The 16,634-nt window shown below is 64.8% G+C and carries 12 protein-coding genes; 9 read left to right on the forward strand and 3 right to left on the reverse strand.

Annotation, left to right across the window (positions count from 1 at the left end; translation table 11 throughout):
* The first annotated feature begins 1,087 nt into the window (after positions 1 to 1,087).
* The 3 genes from FJ414_RS28845 (at position 1,088) to FJ414_RS28855 (ending at position 3,859) form a co-directional block, all read left to right on the forward strand.
* Positions 1,088 to 1,345: a hypothetical protein gene (locus FJ414_RS28845; protein ID WP_181181747.1), complete on the forward strand. Its 258-nt coding sequence runs from the start codon at positions 1,088 to 1,090 to the stop codon at positions 1,343 to 1,345.
* Between the two features lie 492 nt (positions 1,346 to 1,837).
* The gene (locus FJ414_RS28850) at positions 1,838 to 2,914 is read left to right on the forward strand and encodes a histidinol-phosphate transaminase (protein WP_246672523.1); all 1,077 of its coding nucleotides are present in this window, start codon (positions 1,838 to 1,840) and stop codon (positions 2,912 to 2,914) included.
* A 27-nt stretch (positions 2,915 to 2,941) separates the two neighbouring features.
* Complete coding sequence (locus tag FJ414_RS28855; protein ID WP_246672524.1) at positions 2,942 to 3,859, forward strand: allantoinase PuuE; 918 nt, start codon at positions 2,942 to 2,944, stop codon at positions 3,857 to 3,859.
* Between the two features lie 46 nt (positions 3,860 to 3,905).
* Here the strand turns inward: FJ414_RS28855 and FJ414_RS28860 are convergent, their stop codons facing one another.
* From FJ414_RS28860 to FJ414_RS28870, 3 genes are all read right to left on the reverse strand, one after another.
* Positions 3,906 to 6,323, reverse strand: coding sequence for an FAD-dependent oxidoreductase (locus FJ414_RS28860; protein WP_140647756.1), 2,418 nt, complete (start codon positions 6,321 to 6,323; stop codon positions 3,906 to 3,908).
* A 146-nt stretch (positions 6,324 to 6,469) separates the two neighbouring features.
* Positions 6,470 to 8,125 carry an ABC transporter substrate-binding protein gene (locus tag FJ414_RS28865; RefSeq protein WP_140647757.1) on the reverse strand — a complete coding sequence of 552 codons (1,656 nt, stop codon included), beginning with the start codon at positions 8,123 to 8,125 and terminating at the stop codon, positions 6,470 to 6,472.
* Between the two features lie 184 nt (positions 8,126 to 8,309).
* Positions 8,310 to 9,197, reverse strand: a complete 888-nt coding sequence (locus tag FJ414_RS28870; protein WP_140647758.1) for a LysR substrate-binding domain-containing protein — start codon at positions 9,195 to 9,197, stop codon at positions 8,310 to 8,312.
* Between the two features lie 170 nt (positions 9,198 to 9,367).
* On the opposite strand from FJ414_RS28870, the gene FJ414_RS28875 reads away from it, so the two are divergent.
* Genes FJ414_RS28875 through FJ414_RS28900 form a run of 6 tightly spaced genes read left to right on the forward strand, consistent with a single transcriptional unit; the run spans position 9,368 to position 16,629 of the window.
* On the forward strand, positions 9,368 to 10,765 hold the full coding sequence (locus FJ414_RS28875; protein ID WP_246672525.1) for an MmgE/PrpD family protein: 1,398 nt from the start codon (positions 9,368 to 9,370) through the stop codon (positions 10,763 to 10,765).
* A gap of 8 nt (positions 10,766 to 10,773) precedes the next feature.
* Complete coding sequence (locus tag FJ414_RS28880; RefSeq protein WP_140647759.1) at positions 10,774 to 12,015, forward strand: FAD-dependent oxidoreductase; 1,242 nt, start codon at positions 10,774 to 10,776, stop codon at positions 12,013 to 12,015.
* Positions 12,016 to 12,017: 2 nt separating this feature from the next.
* Positions 12,018 to 12,284, forward strand: coding sequence for a sarcosine oxidase subunit delta (locus FJ414_RS28885; protein WP_140647760.1), 267 nt, complete (start codon positions 12,018 to 12,020; stop codon positions 12,282 to 12,284).
* The gene (locus tag FJ414_RS28890) at positions 12,281 to 15,136 is read left to right on the forward strand and encodes a 2Fe-2S iron-sulfur cluster-binding protein (RefSeq protein WP_140647761.1); all 2,856 of its coding nucleotides are present in this window, start codon (positions 12,281 to 12,283) and stop codon (positions 15,134 to 15,136) included. Before FJ414_RS28885 ends, FJ414_RS28890 begins: the two co-directional genes overlap by 4 nt.
* Positions 15,137 to 15,724, forward strand: a complete 588-nt coding sequence (locus FJ414_RS28895) for a sarcosine oxidase (protein ID WP_140647762.1) — start codon at positions 15,137 to 15,139, stop codon at positions 15,722 to 15,724. It begins immediately after the preceding gene.
* Positions 15,721 to 16,629 (forward strand): dihydrodipicolinate synthase family protein, encoded by a 909-nt coding sequence (locus tag FJ414_RS28900; RefSeq protein ID WP_140647763.1) that lies wholly within the window; start codon positions 15,721 to 15,723, stop codon positions 16,627 to 16,629. The genes FJ414_RS28895 and FJ414_RS28900 overlap by 4 nt, the downstream gene beginning before the upstream one ends.
* The last annotated feature ends 5 nt before the right edge of the window (positions 16,630 to 16,634 follow it).

Genomic DNA, 16,634 nt, shown 5'->3' on the forward strand with positions numbered 1-16,634 from the left:
TAGGCCCGGCGTTTGCTGGCAGCTGCCAGCCTGCCGGGCCGCTCCTGCTGTCCTTTACTCATCGAGCCAGATCACCCGCTTCTCCCGCCGGATTTCGACAAGCCGCCGAAAGCGGATCGTATGGGCCTGCTCACCGGTCGCGTGAAATAGCTGCGCGCTCATCCACTCTCGGCTGCCGCACTTCTGACAGCGGCTAAAACTGGGGAAAATGGCAGCCCAGGGTTTTTATGCGCAGCCGCTAATATTACGCTACGACTCAGCCGGCCTCCAGCCCTTGGCCGGTTAGGCCCGGCGGCCCGTCCGCTTCCTACCCCAACAGGCTGTCGGGCTGCTTCGTCGGAAAGATGCATCAGATACTCACAATGAAGGAAGTGACGCATATTCCGGGGCGCGCAATCATTAACATCCTTCCGGGCGCGGGAACTACGGCTCGCCTGAGCCCGCGTTCAGCGGAAAAGAGCAGGGTCCGCACCTGCGTATCGTTTTGGTGCGGACCTTTTCCACGCCAGCCATTTCTCTCAGCGGTGATCCGGCTAATCTTCGCGGAAATCCGCAGTGAGGCGTGGCGCAGCATCTCTTCGCCCTTCCTTGGCGAGCCACTCGGGTGGCAGCGCGCCGGTCTTGCCCTGCACCCTGTTCCCAAAGCCGCTCTCGAATCGCCAAGTCATCTGGCATGTGCAGCCGGGGCATAAGCCCACTCGAGATCGATAGCTAAAGAAAGACCCGCCGACCGAAGCCGGCGGGCCATCTCCCTCATGCTTGCGCCCCTAGTTCCAGACGGTCCGCCGTGTCCAGGAAACCCTACGCAACCTCGTTTGTAGAACAAAATCCAGATGCTGCGCTGTAGCTCTGCGGCAACACTCGCCTCAGATGTGTCTCGTTTCGGGACGAAAGAGCCGGCACGCGAGGCTGAGGGAATTACGGTGACACTGCACCTTTTCCTTTTGCAGCCGGCCTCGGATTGCTGAATCCAGGAGCGCTGGCTTTGATCATTAGCCACCGCAATTCGCCAATCCGACGACGGGCATTTCGATTGCTCATGAGTTGAAGACAAACAAGGGTAGAGACCGACGTTAGGCCCAACGGAATGGGCATTCAGTCCAAATTGCTGGTCTTCACGACGCCAAATAACCTCCCGAAAGGAAGGCAGGGGCACATGGCGGGAAAACGGGCAATTGCAGTCAAGGATTGGTCGTGCGCCATGAGCGACGAGATTGGCCGCGTGGTCTTGGCCATAAACTCGACCGAAGGTGAAACGACCTACGTTCTTATGACGGTCTTCCAAGCGGCAAAGATGGCCCAGGAACTGCGATCGCCGAAGCTGGTCCCCCGATACGACATCTAGCCATCTCTGGCTAAAACACTGAGCAGCGCATGGCGGGGAATCGGAACCGGCGGCCAATACCCCGCGAGGCGCCCAGTTGGGCCGCCTCATTCCTCCCCACTATTCCGCCTCCGTGCAGCAAGCTACAATCGCTCCTGCTTGCGATAGGCTGCGGCCGTGGGGATAGCTTGGGAAAATACGAGGGCGCCAATCAAGCCGATCGTTGGCGAAAACGCATGAGACAAGGTCGCCGCTGGCGCCTGTCCGCAAACATGGTGATTTGGACATTCATCGTGCTTTTGATGACGGTCTCGATCGTGCTGATAGCGAAAAAAGCTGGCTGGCTCCGCTAGTCGAGAAAAGAGAGCCTAGTCGGCCGCTGCCTCCACACCCCGCATGGGCCAAATTCCCATAGTCATTGTGCCGGCGAATTTTGCTTTGCGGGTTGGCCGCCCTGCCTTAGCCTCATTGCGGAAAACCTTGCCGACAAGCCGATAGCCGGATCTGTATACCGTGCCCCTGAAAGCCACCGCCCATATCGAGGCCATGTCCGCTTTCGCGCTGGCGAATTTCGGCGGGTATGACCGGCCGACGCTGGCCCAGAACGAGAGCGCCTTCCCGCCCAGCCCCCAGGCGATCGAGGCCGCCCGCGACGCCGTGGCGCGCAGCCACCTTTATCCCGACCCGGACTGGACCTTGCTGCGCGATGCGATCGCCAGGGCCTATGGAGTCGAGCGCGATCTTGTCCTGTGCGGCGCGGGCTCGATGGAGCTGATCGCCTGCACCTTAGCGGCCTTCGCCGGTCCGGGCACGCAAGTGCTGGGCACGGACTATGCCTATAATTTCGCCGCCTCGGCGGCCGCGCGCGTCGGGGCGACCTACGTCAAGGCTGCGGAGCGCGGCTTCGAGGTCTCGATCGATGCCATCGTTGCGGCTCTCACGCCGGCAACGCGCATCGTCTTCGTCTGCAACCCGGGCAACCCGACCGGCACGCGCATCAAGAACGCCGAGCTGCTGCGCCTGCGAGCGGCGCTGCCCGGCAACGTTCTCCTGGTGATCGACCAAGCCTATGGCGAATTCGACGACCAGGATCCGCAAGCCGTCTTTGCGCTGGCCGGGCGCGGCGACACCGTGGTCCTGCGCACCTTGTCCAAGGCCTACGGGCTGGCCGGCGCGCGCGTCGGCTGGGGGCTGTTCGCGCCGCAGGTCGCCGCCGAAGTGCGCAAGATGCAGAATTCCAACCAGGTCTCGACGGTGAGCCTCGCCATGGGTGTCGCGGCGGTCGAGGACCAGGCCTATACGCGCGGCATCGTGACGCGCACCGCCGATATCCGCGACCGCTTCGCGCAGGGCTTGCGGGCCGCCGGATACGAGGTTCCCGAAAGCCGGACGAATTTCGTCCTGGTCCGCTTTGCCGACGCGGCGGCAGCCACCACCGCCGACAACGCTTTGCGCGGCGCCGATATCATCACGCGCGGCCTCTCCGGTTACGGCCTGACCGACTGCCTGCGCATCACGGTCGGGCCGCAGGATGTCATGGACCGCACGCTGCGCGCCCTGACCGCCATGCGCGGCCGGCAATGCTGGTAGGGCTCCATCCGAGGGGATTTTCAAGACGTGACGTCACATATGCCGTATCTGCCCGCCCGCGATTTCATCGGCTATGGCGAGCAGCCTCCGCAGGCTGAGTGGCCCGGCGGCGCGAAACTGGCGCTCAACATCGTCGTCAACTATGAGGAAGGCGCCGAATACAGCATCGGCGAAGGCGACGGCGTCTCCGAAGCGATCCTGTCCGACCTTGCCGTGGCGCCCGCCGCGCCCGGCCTGCGCAACCGCAACATGGAATCGCTTTACGAGTACGGTTCGCGCGTCGGCGTCTGGCGGCTGATCTCGCTGTTCCAGGACAAGGGTGTGATCCCGACCTTCTACGTCGTCGGGCGCGCGCTGGAGCTCAACCCGGCCGCGGGCAAGGCGATCGCGGCACTTGGTAGCGACATTGTCTGCCATGGCTGGCGCTGGATCGACTACGCGCCGCTCAGCGAAGAGGAAGAGCGCCAGCATATAGCCATGACGGTGGATGCGGTCCGCAAGGTCACCGGCATCGATCCGCAGGGCTGGTACACCGGCCGGCCAAGCCTCAACACGAGGCGGCTGGTGGTCGAACATGGCGGCTTCCTGTTCGACTGCGACGACTATAATGACGACCTGCCCTATTTCGTCGACGTCGGCGCCAGGCGGCACCTTGTCGTGCCACACAGCTTCGACAACAACGACAGCCGTTTTTCGCGCGGTTCGGGCCTGGAGACGGGCAGCCAGTTCTTCGAATATGTCAGCGACGGCGTCGACTGGCTTCTGAAGGAAGGCCAGAAGACCCCGCGCATGATGACGGTGTCGCTGCATTGCCGGCTGACGGCGCGGCCGGGTCGCATGATCGGGCTGGAGCGCTTCCTCGACAAGGTCACGTCCAATCCGGACATCTGGGTCTGTCGCCGCTCCGACCTCGCCCGCCATTGGCTGGACCGGTTCGGCGGCTGAGCCGGCGGTACGTCGCCGCCGGCCAATTCTCAAGCAATAGCGGCCACTACGCCCGCAGCCGCTTGCCTTCCGGGTCGAACGGCGGATGCGCGAGCAGCACCGCGTCATGCGGCCGCCCGAGGATGGCGACGGTCACCTTGTCGCCCGCCTTGGCGGTTCCCGCCTTGACGTAGCCCATCGCCAGCGACTGATCGACGAAATAGCCATAGGCGCCGGACGACACTTGGCCGATCGGCGTGCCGTCCGGCAGGAAGATCGGCTCGCCGCCGGTTGCGTCGGCGTCCTTGGCCGAGACGGAAAGCATGATCAGTTCGTCCCGGGCCGGCTTGTCGGCGACGGCGAGATAGGCTTCGCGGTTGAGGAATTCCTTGTCCGTCTTGATCAGCCTGTCGAGCTTGACCTCCTGCGGCCAGTATTCCGGCGAATATTCCCGGCTCCAGCTGCCGTAGCCCTTCTCGACGCGCAGCGACATCAGTGCCCGCGAGCCGACCGGTCCGGCGCCGACTTCCGCGCCTGCCTTGAGCAGCGCGCGATAGAGCTCGACCTGATCGGCTGCCTGGCAATGCAGCTCCCAGCCAAGATCGCCGGTGAAGGAGACCCTCAGCGCCACGACATCGACGCCGGCGACCGCAATCTGGCGCGAGCGCATGAACGGGAAGGCCTCGTTCGACAGATCGTCATTGGTCAGCCGCTGCAGCAATTCGCGCGATTTCGGCCCGGCGACGTTGAAGCCGCCAAGCTCCTCCGTGCGCGAGCGGAAGGTCGTGCCCGCCGGCAGCGGCACGGACTTGAAGAAGCGCTGGTGGAAGCGCTCGGCCATGCCCGAGCCGATCACCATGAACTCGTCGTCCGCCAGCCTCGTCACGGTGAAGTCGCCGGCGATGCCGCCACGCTTGCCGATCAGCGGCGTCAGGCAGGAGTTGCCGACCTTGGTCGGCATGCGGTTGGCGAAGACCGCATTCAGCCAGGCTTCCGCGTCCGGCCCCTTCACCTCGTATTTGGCGAAATTGGAGATGTCGATGATGCCGGCACGTTCGCGCAGCATGCGGGCTTCGCGGCCGACCGGCGCCCACCAGTTCTGGCGCGTGAAGCCGATCGTCTCCTCGCGCGGCTCGCCTTCCGCGGCGAACCACAGCGGATGTTCCCAGCCGAAATTGAGGCCGAACACGGCGCCCATTTGCTTCTGCATCTCGTAGACCGGACGGGTCCGCACCGGACGGCCGGCGGCGCGCTCCTCGTTCGGGAAATGGATCTTGAAACGGTGGCTGTACTGGTCCTGCACGCGGGCCTTGGTGAAGGCCTTGCCGGCCCAATGGCCGAAGCGCGCCATGTCCCAGCCGAACATGTCGAGCGTCGGCTCGCCCTCGATCATCCATTCGGCCGCGAGCTTGCCCATGCCGCCCGATTGCGAGAAGCCCGGGATGATGCCGTTGCAGCAGAAATAATTGCTGAGCTCCGGCACCGGCCCGAACAGCACGGCGCTGTCCGGCGACCAGATCATCGGGCCGTTGATCACCTTCTTGACGCCGGCGGTAGCGGCGGCCGGGACGCGCTGGACGGCGCGCATCATGTTTTCCTCGATGCGGTCGAGGTCGTCGGGAAACAGCTCGTGGCCGAAATCCATCGGCGTGCCGTCCTCTGCCCAGAATTTCATGTTGCGCTCATAGGCGCCGATGAGCAGCCCCAGGCCTTCCTGGCGCAGATAATACTCGCCGTCGCGATCGGCGACCGACGGCAGGCGCCGGCCCATCGCGGCGATCTCGGGAATGGTCTCGGTGACGAAATACTGGTGCTCGGTCGGGATCAGCGGCAATTGCAGCCCGGCCATGGCGGCGACCTCCCTGCCCCACAGGCCGGCGGCGTTGACCACCCATTGCGTGCGGATGTCGCCCTTCGGCGTGCGCACGATCCAGCTGCCGTCCGCTTGCGCCTCGGTCGCCGTGACCGGTGTGAAGCGATGGATCTCGGCGCCGCGCTGGCGGGCACCCGCGGCATAGGCCGCCGTCACCCCCGACGGATCGACATTGCCGCCCTCCGGCTCATACATGATGCAGCGAATGCCGTCGAAATCGACCAGCGGATGCAGCCGCTCGGCTTCATCGCGGCCGACTTCGTAGAAATTCATCTTGTAGCGCCGCGCCTTGGCTTCCTGCAGCCTCAGCTGATGCTCGCGCGCCTCCGTTTGGGCGAGATAGAGCGAGCCCGGCTGGAAGATGCCGCAGCCCTGGCCGGTCTCGGCCTCCAACTCCTTGTAGAGCGCCATCGTGTAATGCTGCAGGCGGCTGATGTTGGTTGAATCATGCAGGCCGTGGATGTTGGCGGCCGCGTGCCAGGTCGAACCGGAAGTCAGCTCGCTGCGCTCCAGGAGGACCACATCCGTCCAGCCGAACTTGGCAAGATGATAGAGGATCGAGCAGCCGATCAGACCGCCGCCAATGACAACGGCTTGTGCATGAGTACGCATATCGAGGTTTCTTCCCTTTGTTCGGCGACTTGTCTCGCGTTCTTTCGAAACGCTCTGCGAGTTGGTTTAGCCGACTGGGCAATCACAGTCGCCAGCGAATTCAGGGGCGCAACACGCCCCTGAGATACTTGTCGCGATTGACTGCTTCAGGCCTTGTCCAGCCAGACCTTGTCCAGCTGCAGTTCAAACGTCTGATGCATGCCAAGGTTCTTCACATAAGCGGCGTGGTGACGGTAGAGCGAGCGCCAGAACGCCTGGACGAGGATGCCTGAGTCCTGCAGGATGAACTCGACGTCCTTCATCAGTTCCTTGCGCTTCTCGGGGTCGGCGATGGCCATCGCCTCGTTGAGCTTCTTGTCGAAGTCGGGATTGGCGTAGCCGGACTCGTTCCACGCCTCGCCGCTGCGATAGGCGATCGCCAGCACCTGGACGCCTAGCGGCCGCATGCCCCAGTCGGTGGTCGACCAGGGATATTTCGTCCAGTCGTTCCAGAACGAGGAGCCTGGAATGATGGTGCGCTTGACCTTGAATCCAGCGTCGCGCATCTGCGCGGCAACGACGTCGGCCGGATCCTTCACATAGTCGGCGTCATACGAAATGAGCTCGAACTCGTGGTCCGTCTGGCCGGCCTCGGCCATCAGCGCCTTGGCCTTCGCCAAGTCGCGCGGGATTTTGGGCAGCGCGTAATATTCCGGATGGATCGGGCAGACATGGTGGTTCTCGGCAACTTGCCCGAGGCCGCTATAGCCGAGCTTCAGCACGGTCTCGTTGTCGACGGCGAGCTGGATGGCGTTGCGCACCCGCTTGTCGTCGTAGGGCTTGTTGGTCACGTTGGTGCGCAGCACGATCGTGCCGGCGGTGACCACCTGCTCCTTGACCAGGCCCATGCTGTCATAGAGGTCGACGGTGCCGCCGACGGTCTGGTAGTTGCAATCGATCTCGCCGGCCTCGAAGGCGCTGCCGATGGCGGGGTTGGACGCATCCGAGCCGTAGTCGGTCCAGTCGACGCCATCGAGATAGGGCTCGCCGCCGAACCAGGTGAAATCCTTGCGCCGCCGCACCGAAGCCGACTCGCCGACCTTGTAGGAGATCAGTTCATACGGGCCGGTGCCGGGCGTCTTGAGCATGTCGGCGCCGTTCTTGTCGAAGTCCCGATGGACGATGACCGCCGGATAATCGGAGAAGCCCGGGATGATGGTGACGTCCGACTGGTTGCATTTCAGCTTCACCGTGTGGTCGTCGAGCTTGGCGATGGCGCCGGCGGCGGCCTTCTTGGTGGCGGGATCGATCAGCGAGCCCATGCGGCCGGCCATCGAATTACCCTCGGCCGCCTTATCGCACCAGCGTTCGATATTATGGACGATGTCGTCGGCGTTGAAGTCGTCGCCATTCGACCATTTCACGCCCTTGCGCAGATGCAGCGTGTATTCGGTGGCGTCGTCGCTCACCTCCCAACTCTCGACCAGATGGCCCTCGAAGGTGAAGTCGGTGGTGTAGCGGATCATGTAGTCGTTGCACTGGCGCATGACGTTGGCGATTTCCGACCAGTCCCAGGCGCGCGGATCCTTCATGTCCTTGATGATCATCTGCATCTTCAGGATGCCGCCCTTCTTGCCGGGCACGATCGCCGCGGCCTTGGCCGGCTCGATCCCCGCCATCGAGTAGGCGAGCGCCGTGGAAGCGCCCATCACGCTCGCCATGGCCAGGAATTCGCGGCGGTCCATCTGGCCGCTTTTGACTTCGGCTGCGTAGCTTTCGATGACCGTCGGGACGCGGTCACCGTTGCTCTTGAACATTGTCATCGTTGTTCTCCGGTTCAGGGCTTTTCCGCCCGTTACATTCCCCTTGCGGATACGCATGTTAGGGGCGATGCAAAAATCCCGGAAGGGCTCGGCCTTTCACAAACCGCAGAAAGCCGGCCTTAAAGGCCTAAAAAAACAATGCCATTGGCCCGTCAAATTTTTGAAGGCGATGACGCTGCCGCGTTCAGGCAGCGTCTTCCCTGGCCCTGGACAGGATCCATTCCTTGACCGTGCGCGCGATGTTCCCCTTCGAAAGCTGGCTCTCGGTCAGATAGTAATTCCAGGGGCTTGGCGGCCGGACCGGAAACGGCTCGACGAGCAGCCCGCGGCGCATATAGGCATGCGCGAGCGAGCGCTGCGTGGCGACGAGGCCGGCCCCCATGGCGGCAAGCTCGAGCGCGATGTTGGAAGCATTGGTCGACAGGCCCTTGTCGTGGTCCTCCAGGTCGACGCCGAGCGCATCGGTCACCACCTGCCAATATTCCTGGCGGCCATGCACGAAGATCCAGTCCACCTTGAGCATATCCTGCGGCGTCTTCAGCGCATGCTCGCCCTCGAGCACGGCGGGAGCGCAAAGCAGGACCAGTTCGTCGTTCCAGAGCGGGATTGCCGAAGGCGGCCTGTCGTCGAAGCGCCGCGTTGAGATGGTGATGTCGGCGATCTGCTCGCTCAAGTCTTCCCAGATCGTGCCGTGCAGCACGATCTCGATCTCGGGGTGCTTCTTGCGGAAGGCGGCCATGCAGCCGGCCAGCCAGTTCTCGGCAAGGCTCATCGGGCAGGAAACGACCACCGTGCGGTTGCGCGAGGACGCGACGATCGCCTCGGTCGCCTGGTCGATCTGGTCGAGCGCCTGGCGCAAGGTTGGCAGGAACGCCTCCCCCATCTCGGTCAGCTTCAGACTGCGCGGATAGCGAATGAACAGCTGCCGGCCGATATAATGTTCAAGGGCACGCACATGCGTGCTGACCGCCGCTTGCGTGTAGCCCAGTTCCTTGGCCGCCATGGTGAAGCTCAAATGGCGGGCCGAACTCTCGAACGAGCGGATATAATTCAAGGGGGGCGGCGGCTTCATCCGGGTCTCCTGCTCTAGAAGCGCCATAGCTATCGCATGGGCAGCCGGCCATTCAATCGCAGACAAGCGACATGGCATCAATATTTTTGGTCAAAGCCGCCAAACTAATCGCGTGCTTGCGCGATGAACCCAATTTATTGATGTTGTGGAGAGACAGGGGAGATAAGCGCGTGGCTGTGCCGTCATACCGGCGTGAGGGGCCTGTCGTCAGTTCCGATACGTTCACGCGCCTCGCCGATTTCGTGCTGCGGCGCCCCGCTTCCGTCTTTCCCCAACCGGTGCTGGCACAGGCGCGCTACCTCCTGCTCGACACACTCGGCATCGCCATCGCGGCCGGGCCGATGGACGCGGGCCGGATCGCGCGCGACGCCGCCGTGCTGCTCTATGGTTCAAGCGATCCGCAATATTCGGCCCGCATGCTGTTCGACGGACGCCGCGCCAGCATTGCCGGCGCGGCCTACGCGGTTGCCACGCAGACCGATAATCTCGATGGCCACGATGGCTACAGCCCGACCAAGGGCCATATCGGCGTCGCGGTCGTGCCGGCGCTTGCCGCGCTCGCGGAAGCGAGGCCCGACCTTACCGGGCCGGAGGCGCTGGCGTCCCTGGTGATCGGCTACGAAGTCGCCGGCCGGGCCGGCATCGCCTTGCATGCGACGGTGAGCGACTACCATACCTCGGGCGCGTGGAATGCCTTGGGCGTGGCCGCCGTCGCGGCACGCCTGCGGCGGCTCGACGAAACGCAATTGCGCGAGGCGCTCGGCATTGCCGAGTATCACGGCCCGCGCAGCCAGATGATGCGCGAGATCGCCACGCCGACGATGCTGCATGACGGCTCCGGTCCCGGCGCTCTCATCGGCCTTTCGGCAGCGGTGCTCGCCGAACGCGGCTTCACCGGAGCGCCGGCGATCACGGTGGAGGCGCCTGACGTCGCGACGCATTGGCAGGATCTCGGCGTCTTCTGGCAGGTGCTGCACCAATATGTAAAACCCTACCCGATCTGCCGCTGGGCGCATGCGGCGATCGACGCGGTGCGCCGGCTCTGCCAGGCGCACAATCTCGCTCCGTTCGACATCGCCCGCGTCCAGGTCAACAGCTTCCATTATGCGGCCACGCTGTTCGACGGCATGCCGGACACGACTTCGAAGGCGCAGTACAGCCTGCGCTTCGCCGTCGCTACCTTCATCATCCATGGGCGCATCGGACTGGAGCATATTTCCGGCGCCGGGCTCGCCGACGCCGCGGTCGCCGACATGCTCACCCGCATCACCGTGACCGAAAGCGAGCGCCACAGCGCGCGCTTCCCGGCCGGACGCTGGGCGGATGTCGTCATCACGACGACGGACGGACGCGTGCTGGCGTCGGGCGACGTGCATGCGCGCGGCGGCCCTGAGGCGCCGATGACGGCGCTGGACGTCGAGGCCAAATACATGGAGTTCGCCGCACCAGTGCTCGGAACCGATCGCGCCGCGGCGATCCGTGACGCGGTGCTCTCGCTCCACGACCGCGACAGCCGCTTCTCCGATCTCTCGGCGCTGCTCTACGATCCTCCCAAGACTTTGAGCTGAGCCGTGCAATGCCCCTCAGGCTTCTGAAATACGGTCTCAGCAGGGACTATCCGGTCAGCGGCGACATCCCCGCCACACCCGAGCTGAAGCCGGCCTACGACGTCGTCATCATCGGCGGCGGCGGGCATGGACTGTCCTGCGCGCATCATCTTGCCAAATATCACGGCATAAAGAGCGTTGCGGTGCTGGAGAAAGGCTACCTCGCCGGCGGCAACACGGCGCGCAACACCACCACCATCCGCTCCAACTACATCACGCCTGAAGGCATCGCCTTCTACAAGGAGGGCGTCGAACTGTTCGAGCGCCTGTCGCAAGAGCTCGACTTCAACGTCATGTTCTCGCAGCGCGGCCAGCTCACGCTAGCGCATAGCGAGGCGACGATGCGCAGTTTCCACATGCGCGCCGAAATGGGCAAGCATATGGGCACGCGAACCGAGGTCGTCGACCAGAAGGGCGTCGAGGAGCTCTGTCCGCTGCTGAATATGGACTATGGCGGCCCGCTCGAAATCCTCGGCGGGCTCTGGCATGCCGACGGCGGAACGGCCCGCCACGACGCCGTCGCCTGGGGCTACGCCGCCCAGGCGTCGCGGCGCGGCGTCGAAATCCACCAGCGTACCGAGGTGCAAGGCTTCGACGTCGTCGGCGACCGTATTCAGGCGGTCAAGACGAACAGGGGGCGCATCGCCTGCGGCCAGGTACTGATCGCCACCGGCGGCATGAACTACGACGTTGCGCTGATGGCAGGCGTCGAGCTTCCCATCCGCTGCTATCCGCTGCAGGCGATGGTGACCCAGCCCCTGAAACCCTGGCTCGACACGCTGGTCTCGTCGGTGTCACTGCACACCTACCTCGTGCAGTCCTCGCGCGGCGAGGTCGTCATCGGCGGCGGCTCCGATCCCTACCAGCTCTATTCGACGCGCTCGACACTAGACATGAAGGAGCACCTCGCCGAAGGTGCCGTCCACCTCTTCCCCTTCCTGCAGGGCGTGCGGCTGCTGAGGCAATGGGCCGGCATCACCGACATGACGCCGGACTACAGCCCGATCATGGGCGCGAGCCCGCTCGGCAATCTGTGGCTCGACTGCGGCTGGGGCACCTGGGGCTTCAAGGCGACGCCGGTCGCTGGAAAGCGCATGGCCCAAACCATCGCCGAAGGCCGTGTGCCCGACATCCTGAAGCCATTTGCATTGGAGCGGTTCGAGACCTTCCAGCTGCTCAATGAAATGGGCGCGACCGCGGCAAGCCATTGACGATGAAGCTTTTGACCTGCCCGATGAATGGCCCGCGCAACATCGACGAGTTCCAGTCCTTCGGACCGGTGCGCGCGAGGCCGGATCCGAATGACACCGCAGACAGGGAATGGTCGCGGCACCTGTTCCGCGCCGAAAACCGTAAAGGCATCGTGGTCGAGTGGTGGCGACACGTGCCGAGCAACTATTTCTTCCTGGCCGAGCGCGATCTCGTCAGCAACGAGATCATCCGCACCTTCGACCCTTCCGAGCAGCGGGACCGCGCATGAACCGGCTGCCCGCCCCTTTCGGAAGCCGGATCGATCGAAGCCGCCGCATCCGCTTCACCTTCGAGGGCAAGCCCTTCGAGGGTTACGAAGGCGACAGCATCGCCAGCGCGCTCGCCGCTTCCGGTCAATGGGTACTGTCGCGCTCGTTCAAATATCACCGCCCGCGCGGCATCCTGTCGATGACCGGAGCCGACGCCAACGCGCTGGTGCAACTGCCGTCAGAGCCGAACGTCGCCGCCGAGCGCACGCCGATCAGCGAAGGGCTGCGGGTCAGCGCTCAGAACGTCAACGGCTCGCTCGAACGCGACCGCGACGCCGTGATCGACAGGTTCGGCCGCTTCCTGCCGGTCGGCTTCTACTACCGCACCTTCATGGGTCCGCGCCGCGACAGCTGGCTGAAATTCTGGGAGCCGATCATCCGCCGCAAGGCAGGCCTGGGCGTGGTCGACACCAAGGCTCCGCATCGGCATTTCGACAAGACGCACCTGCATTGCGATGTGCTCGTCGTCGGCGCCGGTCCGGCAGGACTGAGCGCCGCGATTGCCGCAGCGGAGGCCGGAGCCGATGTGGTGCTGTGTGACGAGAATCCCGAGGTCGGCGGCTCGTTGAGCTACGGCCGCTACGATCCAGCCATCCTCTCCGGCCTGTCATCGCGGCTAGAGGCGCTGCCCAATCTCAACGTGCTGACCGGCACCGTCTGCAATGGCTGGTACGAAGACAACTGGCTGCCGCTGATCGAGGGCAATCGGCTTCATCGCACGCGTGCCCGCGAGGTGATCCTGGCGACCGGCGCCATCGAGCAGCCGGCTGTCTTCCGCAACAACGACCTGCCGGGAATCATGCTCGGCGGCGCTGCCCAGCGGCTGATCCGGTACTATGGCGTGCGGCCCGGTCACAGCGCCGTGGTGCTGGCCGCGAATGAAGACGGCTACCGGACGGCGCTCGATCTGCTGGACGCAGGCGTATCGGTCGTCGAGCTCGTCGATCCGAGACCGGTCGGCGATGCCGGCCCGCTGGAGGCCGAACTCCGCGGCAAGGGTGTCGCCATCCGGAAAGGCGCAACTGTCGAGGCGGCGGAAGGCATGGCCGGAAACCGCCATCTTGCCCGCGTCCGTGTCGGCGGAAGCTGGATCGCCTGCGACCTGCTGGCTGTTTCGACCGGCCAGGCGCCGGCATGGCAATTGCCGTGTCAGGCCGGCGGCAAGGTCGGCTACGATGCCGGCACGCAAACGATGACGATCATGCTCCCGGAAGGTCCCGTCCAACTCGCCGGCGCCGTTGCCGGAACGGACGAGTTGCAGGACGCAATCGCCAGCGGCCGGCATGCGGCTGCAACCGCGCTTTCGCGGATCGGCCATGCTGTGGCGGCAGAACCTCCGGTCACGCCGAAGAGCGTTCGGCCGCGCTATGTGCAGCCGATCGCCGCCGATCCCAAGGGACGCGACTTCGTCGATTTTGACGAGGACCTCCAGGTCAAGGACCTGCAGAACGCGACCAAGGACGGCTATCGCGAGATCGAGCTGGTCAAGCGCTTCACCACCGTCGGCATGGGCCCGAGCCAGGGACGTCATTCGGCCCTGGCGACGGCCCGTATCGTCGCCGAGGCAACCGGTAGGACTGTCGGCGAGATCGGCATCACCACGGCGCGTCCTCCGGTCGGGCCGGAAACGCTCGGCGTGCTCGCCGGCCACCACGAGGTGCTGGAGCGCCGCACCGCGCTGCATGCGCGGCACGTCGCGCTGAAGGCTGCGATGAAACCGGTCGGCGCATGGTGGCGGCCTTATTACTATGGTGACGCAGGCGGTGCTGAGGAAGCGGTCCGCGAGGAAATCCTCGCCGTGCGCGAAGGCGTCGGCCTGCTCGACGTCTCGACGCTCGGCAAGCTGGAGATCCGTGGGCCGGACGCCGGTGAATTTCTCGACCGCCTCTACACGATGGCGCATGCCAACCAGCCCACCGGCCGCGTCCGCTACTGCCTGATGCTCAACGAGATGGGCTCGGTGATCGACGACGGCGTCGCCTACCGGATGGCTGAGGACCGGTTCTATGTGACGGCGACCACCGGGGCCGTCGCGCGCGTCTATACCGACATGCTTTTCTGGAACGCCGAGTGGCGCCTGAAGGTCGATGTGCTCAACCTCACCGGCGCATTCTCAGGCCTCAACGTCACCGGGCCCAAGGCACGCCAGGTGCTGGGAGCGCTGGACAGCGACATCGATTTCAGCCGCGACGCCTTCCCTTATCTCAGCGGCCGCGACGGCACCATCGCCAGCGTCCCGGTGCGGGTCATGCGCATCGGCTTCACGGGCGAGCTAAGCTACGAATTGCATTGCCCTTCGAGCCTGGCGCCCAGCCTCTGGGACGCGGTGATGGCGGCGGGCAGAGCGCACGGCCTGCGTCCCTATGGGCTGGAGGCGTCGCGCATATTGCGCCTGGAGAAAGGCCATATCCTGATCGGCCAGGACACGGATGCGATCACCACGCCCGACGAGCTGGGCTTCGGCTGGGCGGTCTCGAAGAAGAAGCCGTTCTTCGTCGGCAAGCGCTCCATCGAGATGCGCGCAAGGCTCGGGCAGACCCGCAAGCTGGTCGGCCTGCAATTCCCCGCCGGCAGTCGCAACATTCCCGGCGAGAGCTGCCTGGTGCTGCGCGGCGGCGCCCCTGTCGGCCAGATCACATCGGTCGGATACTCGCCGTCGCTTGAGGCTCATATCGCGCTCGCCTATGTCCATGTCGACGACCAGGCGGAAGGCAGTCGCGTGACGGTGAAGTGCCGCAATGGCGAGCTGGTCGAGGCCCCGGTCGTCGCTCACGCTTTCTTCGACTCGACCAACGCGCGGCAGGAGATCTAGATGGCCGCCGGCACCGCGACACGCGTCTACCCCTTCATGCCCGGCGGCGCGGCCGACGGCACGAAGCTGATTTCCGGCGCGGTCGCGCTGAGCGATCTTACAGACAAGCCGCGCTTCGGCCTGAAAGGCGGCGGCAGCGCCGCCTGGCTCGCCGCGCAAGGGATTCCGCTCCCGGCCGTCAATCGCATCGGCGACCACCGCGGCATGCGGGTCTTGCGCCTCGGCAACGAGGACATCCTGCTTCTCGCCGAGGACGCCGGCGAGACGGTCGCCGACTTCAAAAACACTTGGCGTGTCGCGGCAGCGCCGAAAGGCTACTCCTCATGGCGCGAGGAAGGCTGGGCGTGGATGCGCCTTTCCGGTCCTCGCTTTGCCGAAGCGATGAGCGGACTTTGCGCGCTGGACCTGAGGGCCGAAAAATTCGGCGCCGAGGATATCGCGCAGACGCGCGTCGGCCATATCGAGGCCGTGACGTTCCGTTCGCCGGCAGGTTTCGACATACTCTTCGACATCACCGCCTCGGCCTACTTCGCCCGCGCCGTCGCAGCGATGGCCGGCCACACAGACCAGCATAGAGGACATTCATGACTCGCCCCCAAGGAACCATCGCCCCGATCCTGACGCCGTTCGAAGACGACGGCCGCATCGCGCGCGATCTCTGGATTTCTCATGCCAAATGGGTGCTCGGCCAGGGCGCGCATTTCCTGTCGCCCTTCGGCACGACGGGCGAAGCGCTCTCGGTTTCGCTGCGTGAGCGCATGCAAGCGCTGGAATGGCTGGTCGAGGCCGGCATCGCGCCGGACCGGCTGATGCCCGGCACCGGCGTCACCGCGCTGCCGGAAACGGTCGAATTATCGGCCCATGCCGTTGGCCTCGGCTGCGCTGCGGTCATGGTGCTGCCATCCTTCTTCTACACCGGCGCCGGCGACAACGGTCAGGCGCGCTACTACAGCGAGCTGATCGAGAAGGTGGCAAAACCTTCGATGCGCGTGATCCTCTATCACATCCCGCAGAACTCGGGCGTGCCGGTCAGCCCAGCGCTGACGGCAAAGCTGAGCAAGGCCTTTCCGGACACGGTCGTCGCCTACAAGGACAGCGCCGGCGACTGGAACAACACGGCCGCCGTCATCGCCGCCGCGCCCGGTATTTCGGTCTTTCCGAGTTCCGAGGCGCAGCTCACCAAGGGTCTGGCGAGCGGCGCGGCAGGCTGTATTTCGGCGACCGTCAATCTCAACGCCGCCGCCATCCGCCGCCTCTATGATGCGGCCCGGAAGGGCGAGGACGTCGCCGAAGCGGATGCCGCCATCAAGGCGTTCCGGAAGGTGATCCAGGATGCCGGGCTGATCCCGGCGATGAAGGCGGTGCTTGCGGTCAGGTCCGGCGACCGGCGCTGGCTGAACCTGCGCGCGCCGCATGAGAATGCGACGCTGGAAAACGGCCAGGCGCTGCTTGCCGCCCTCGGCAGCGCCGCCGACCACATCGGCCGCAAGTGAGGTCG

This window comes from Mesorhizobium sp. B3-1-6 (genome assembly GCF_006439555.1).
In the GTDB taxonomy this organism is placed as follows: Bacteria; Pseudomonadota; Alphaproteobacteria; order Rhizobiales; family Rhizobiaceae; genus Mesorhizobium.

What these genes read in the sequence shown, in the direction of transcription:
- FJ414_RS28890 (WP_140647761.1), top strand. Translation starts at nt 12,281, where the DNA reads ATGAACCGGCTGCCCGCCCCTTTCGGAAGCCGGATCGATCGAAGCCGC.
- FJ414_RS28900 (WP_140647763.1), top strand. Translation starts at nt 15,721, where the DNA reads ATGACTCGCCCCCAAGGAACCATCGCCCCGATCCTGACGCCGTTCGAA.
- FJ414_RS28845 (WP_181181747.1), top strand. Translation starts at nt 1,088, where the DNA reads ATGGGCATTCAGTCCAAATTGCTGGTCTTCACGACGCCAAATAACCTC.
- FJ414_RS28860 (WP_140647756.1), bottom strand. Translation starts at nt 6,323, where the DNA reads ATGCGTACTCATGCACAAGCCGTTGTCATTGGCGGCGGTCTGATCGGC.
- FJ414_RS28865 (WP_140647757.1), bottom strand. Translation starts at nt 8,125, where the DNA reads ATGACAATGTTCAAGAGCAACGGTGACCGCGTCCCGACGGTCATCGAA.
- FJ414_RS28885 (WP_140647760.1), top strand. Translation starts at nt 12,018, where the DNA reads ATGAAGCTTTTGACCTGCCCGATGAATGGCCCGCGCAACATCGACGAG.
- FJ414_RS28870 (WP_140647758.1), bottom strand. Translation starts at nt 9,197, where the DNA reads ATGAAGCCGCCGCCCCCCTTGAATTATATCCGCTCGTTCGAGAGTTCG.
- FJ414_RS28895 (WP_140647762.1), top strand. Translation starts at nt 15,137, where the DNA reads ATGGCCGCCGGCACCGCGACACGCGTCTACCCCTTCATGCCCGGCGGC.
- FJ414_RS28880 (WP_140647759.1), top strand. Translation starts at nt 10,774, where the DNA reads ATGCCCCTCAGGCTTCTGAAATACGGTCTCAGCAGGGACTATCCGGTC.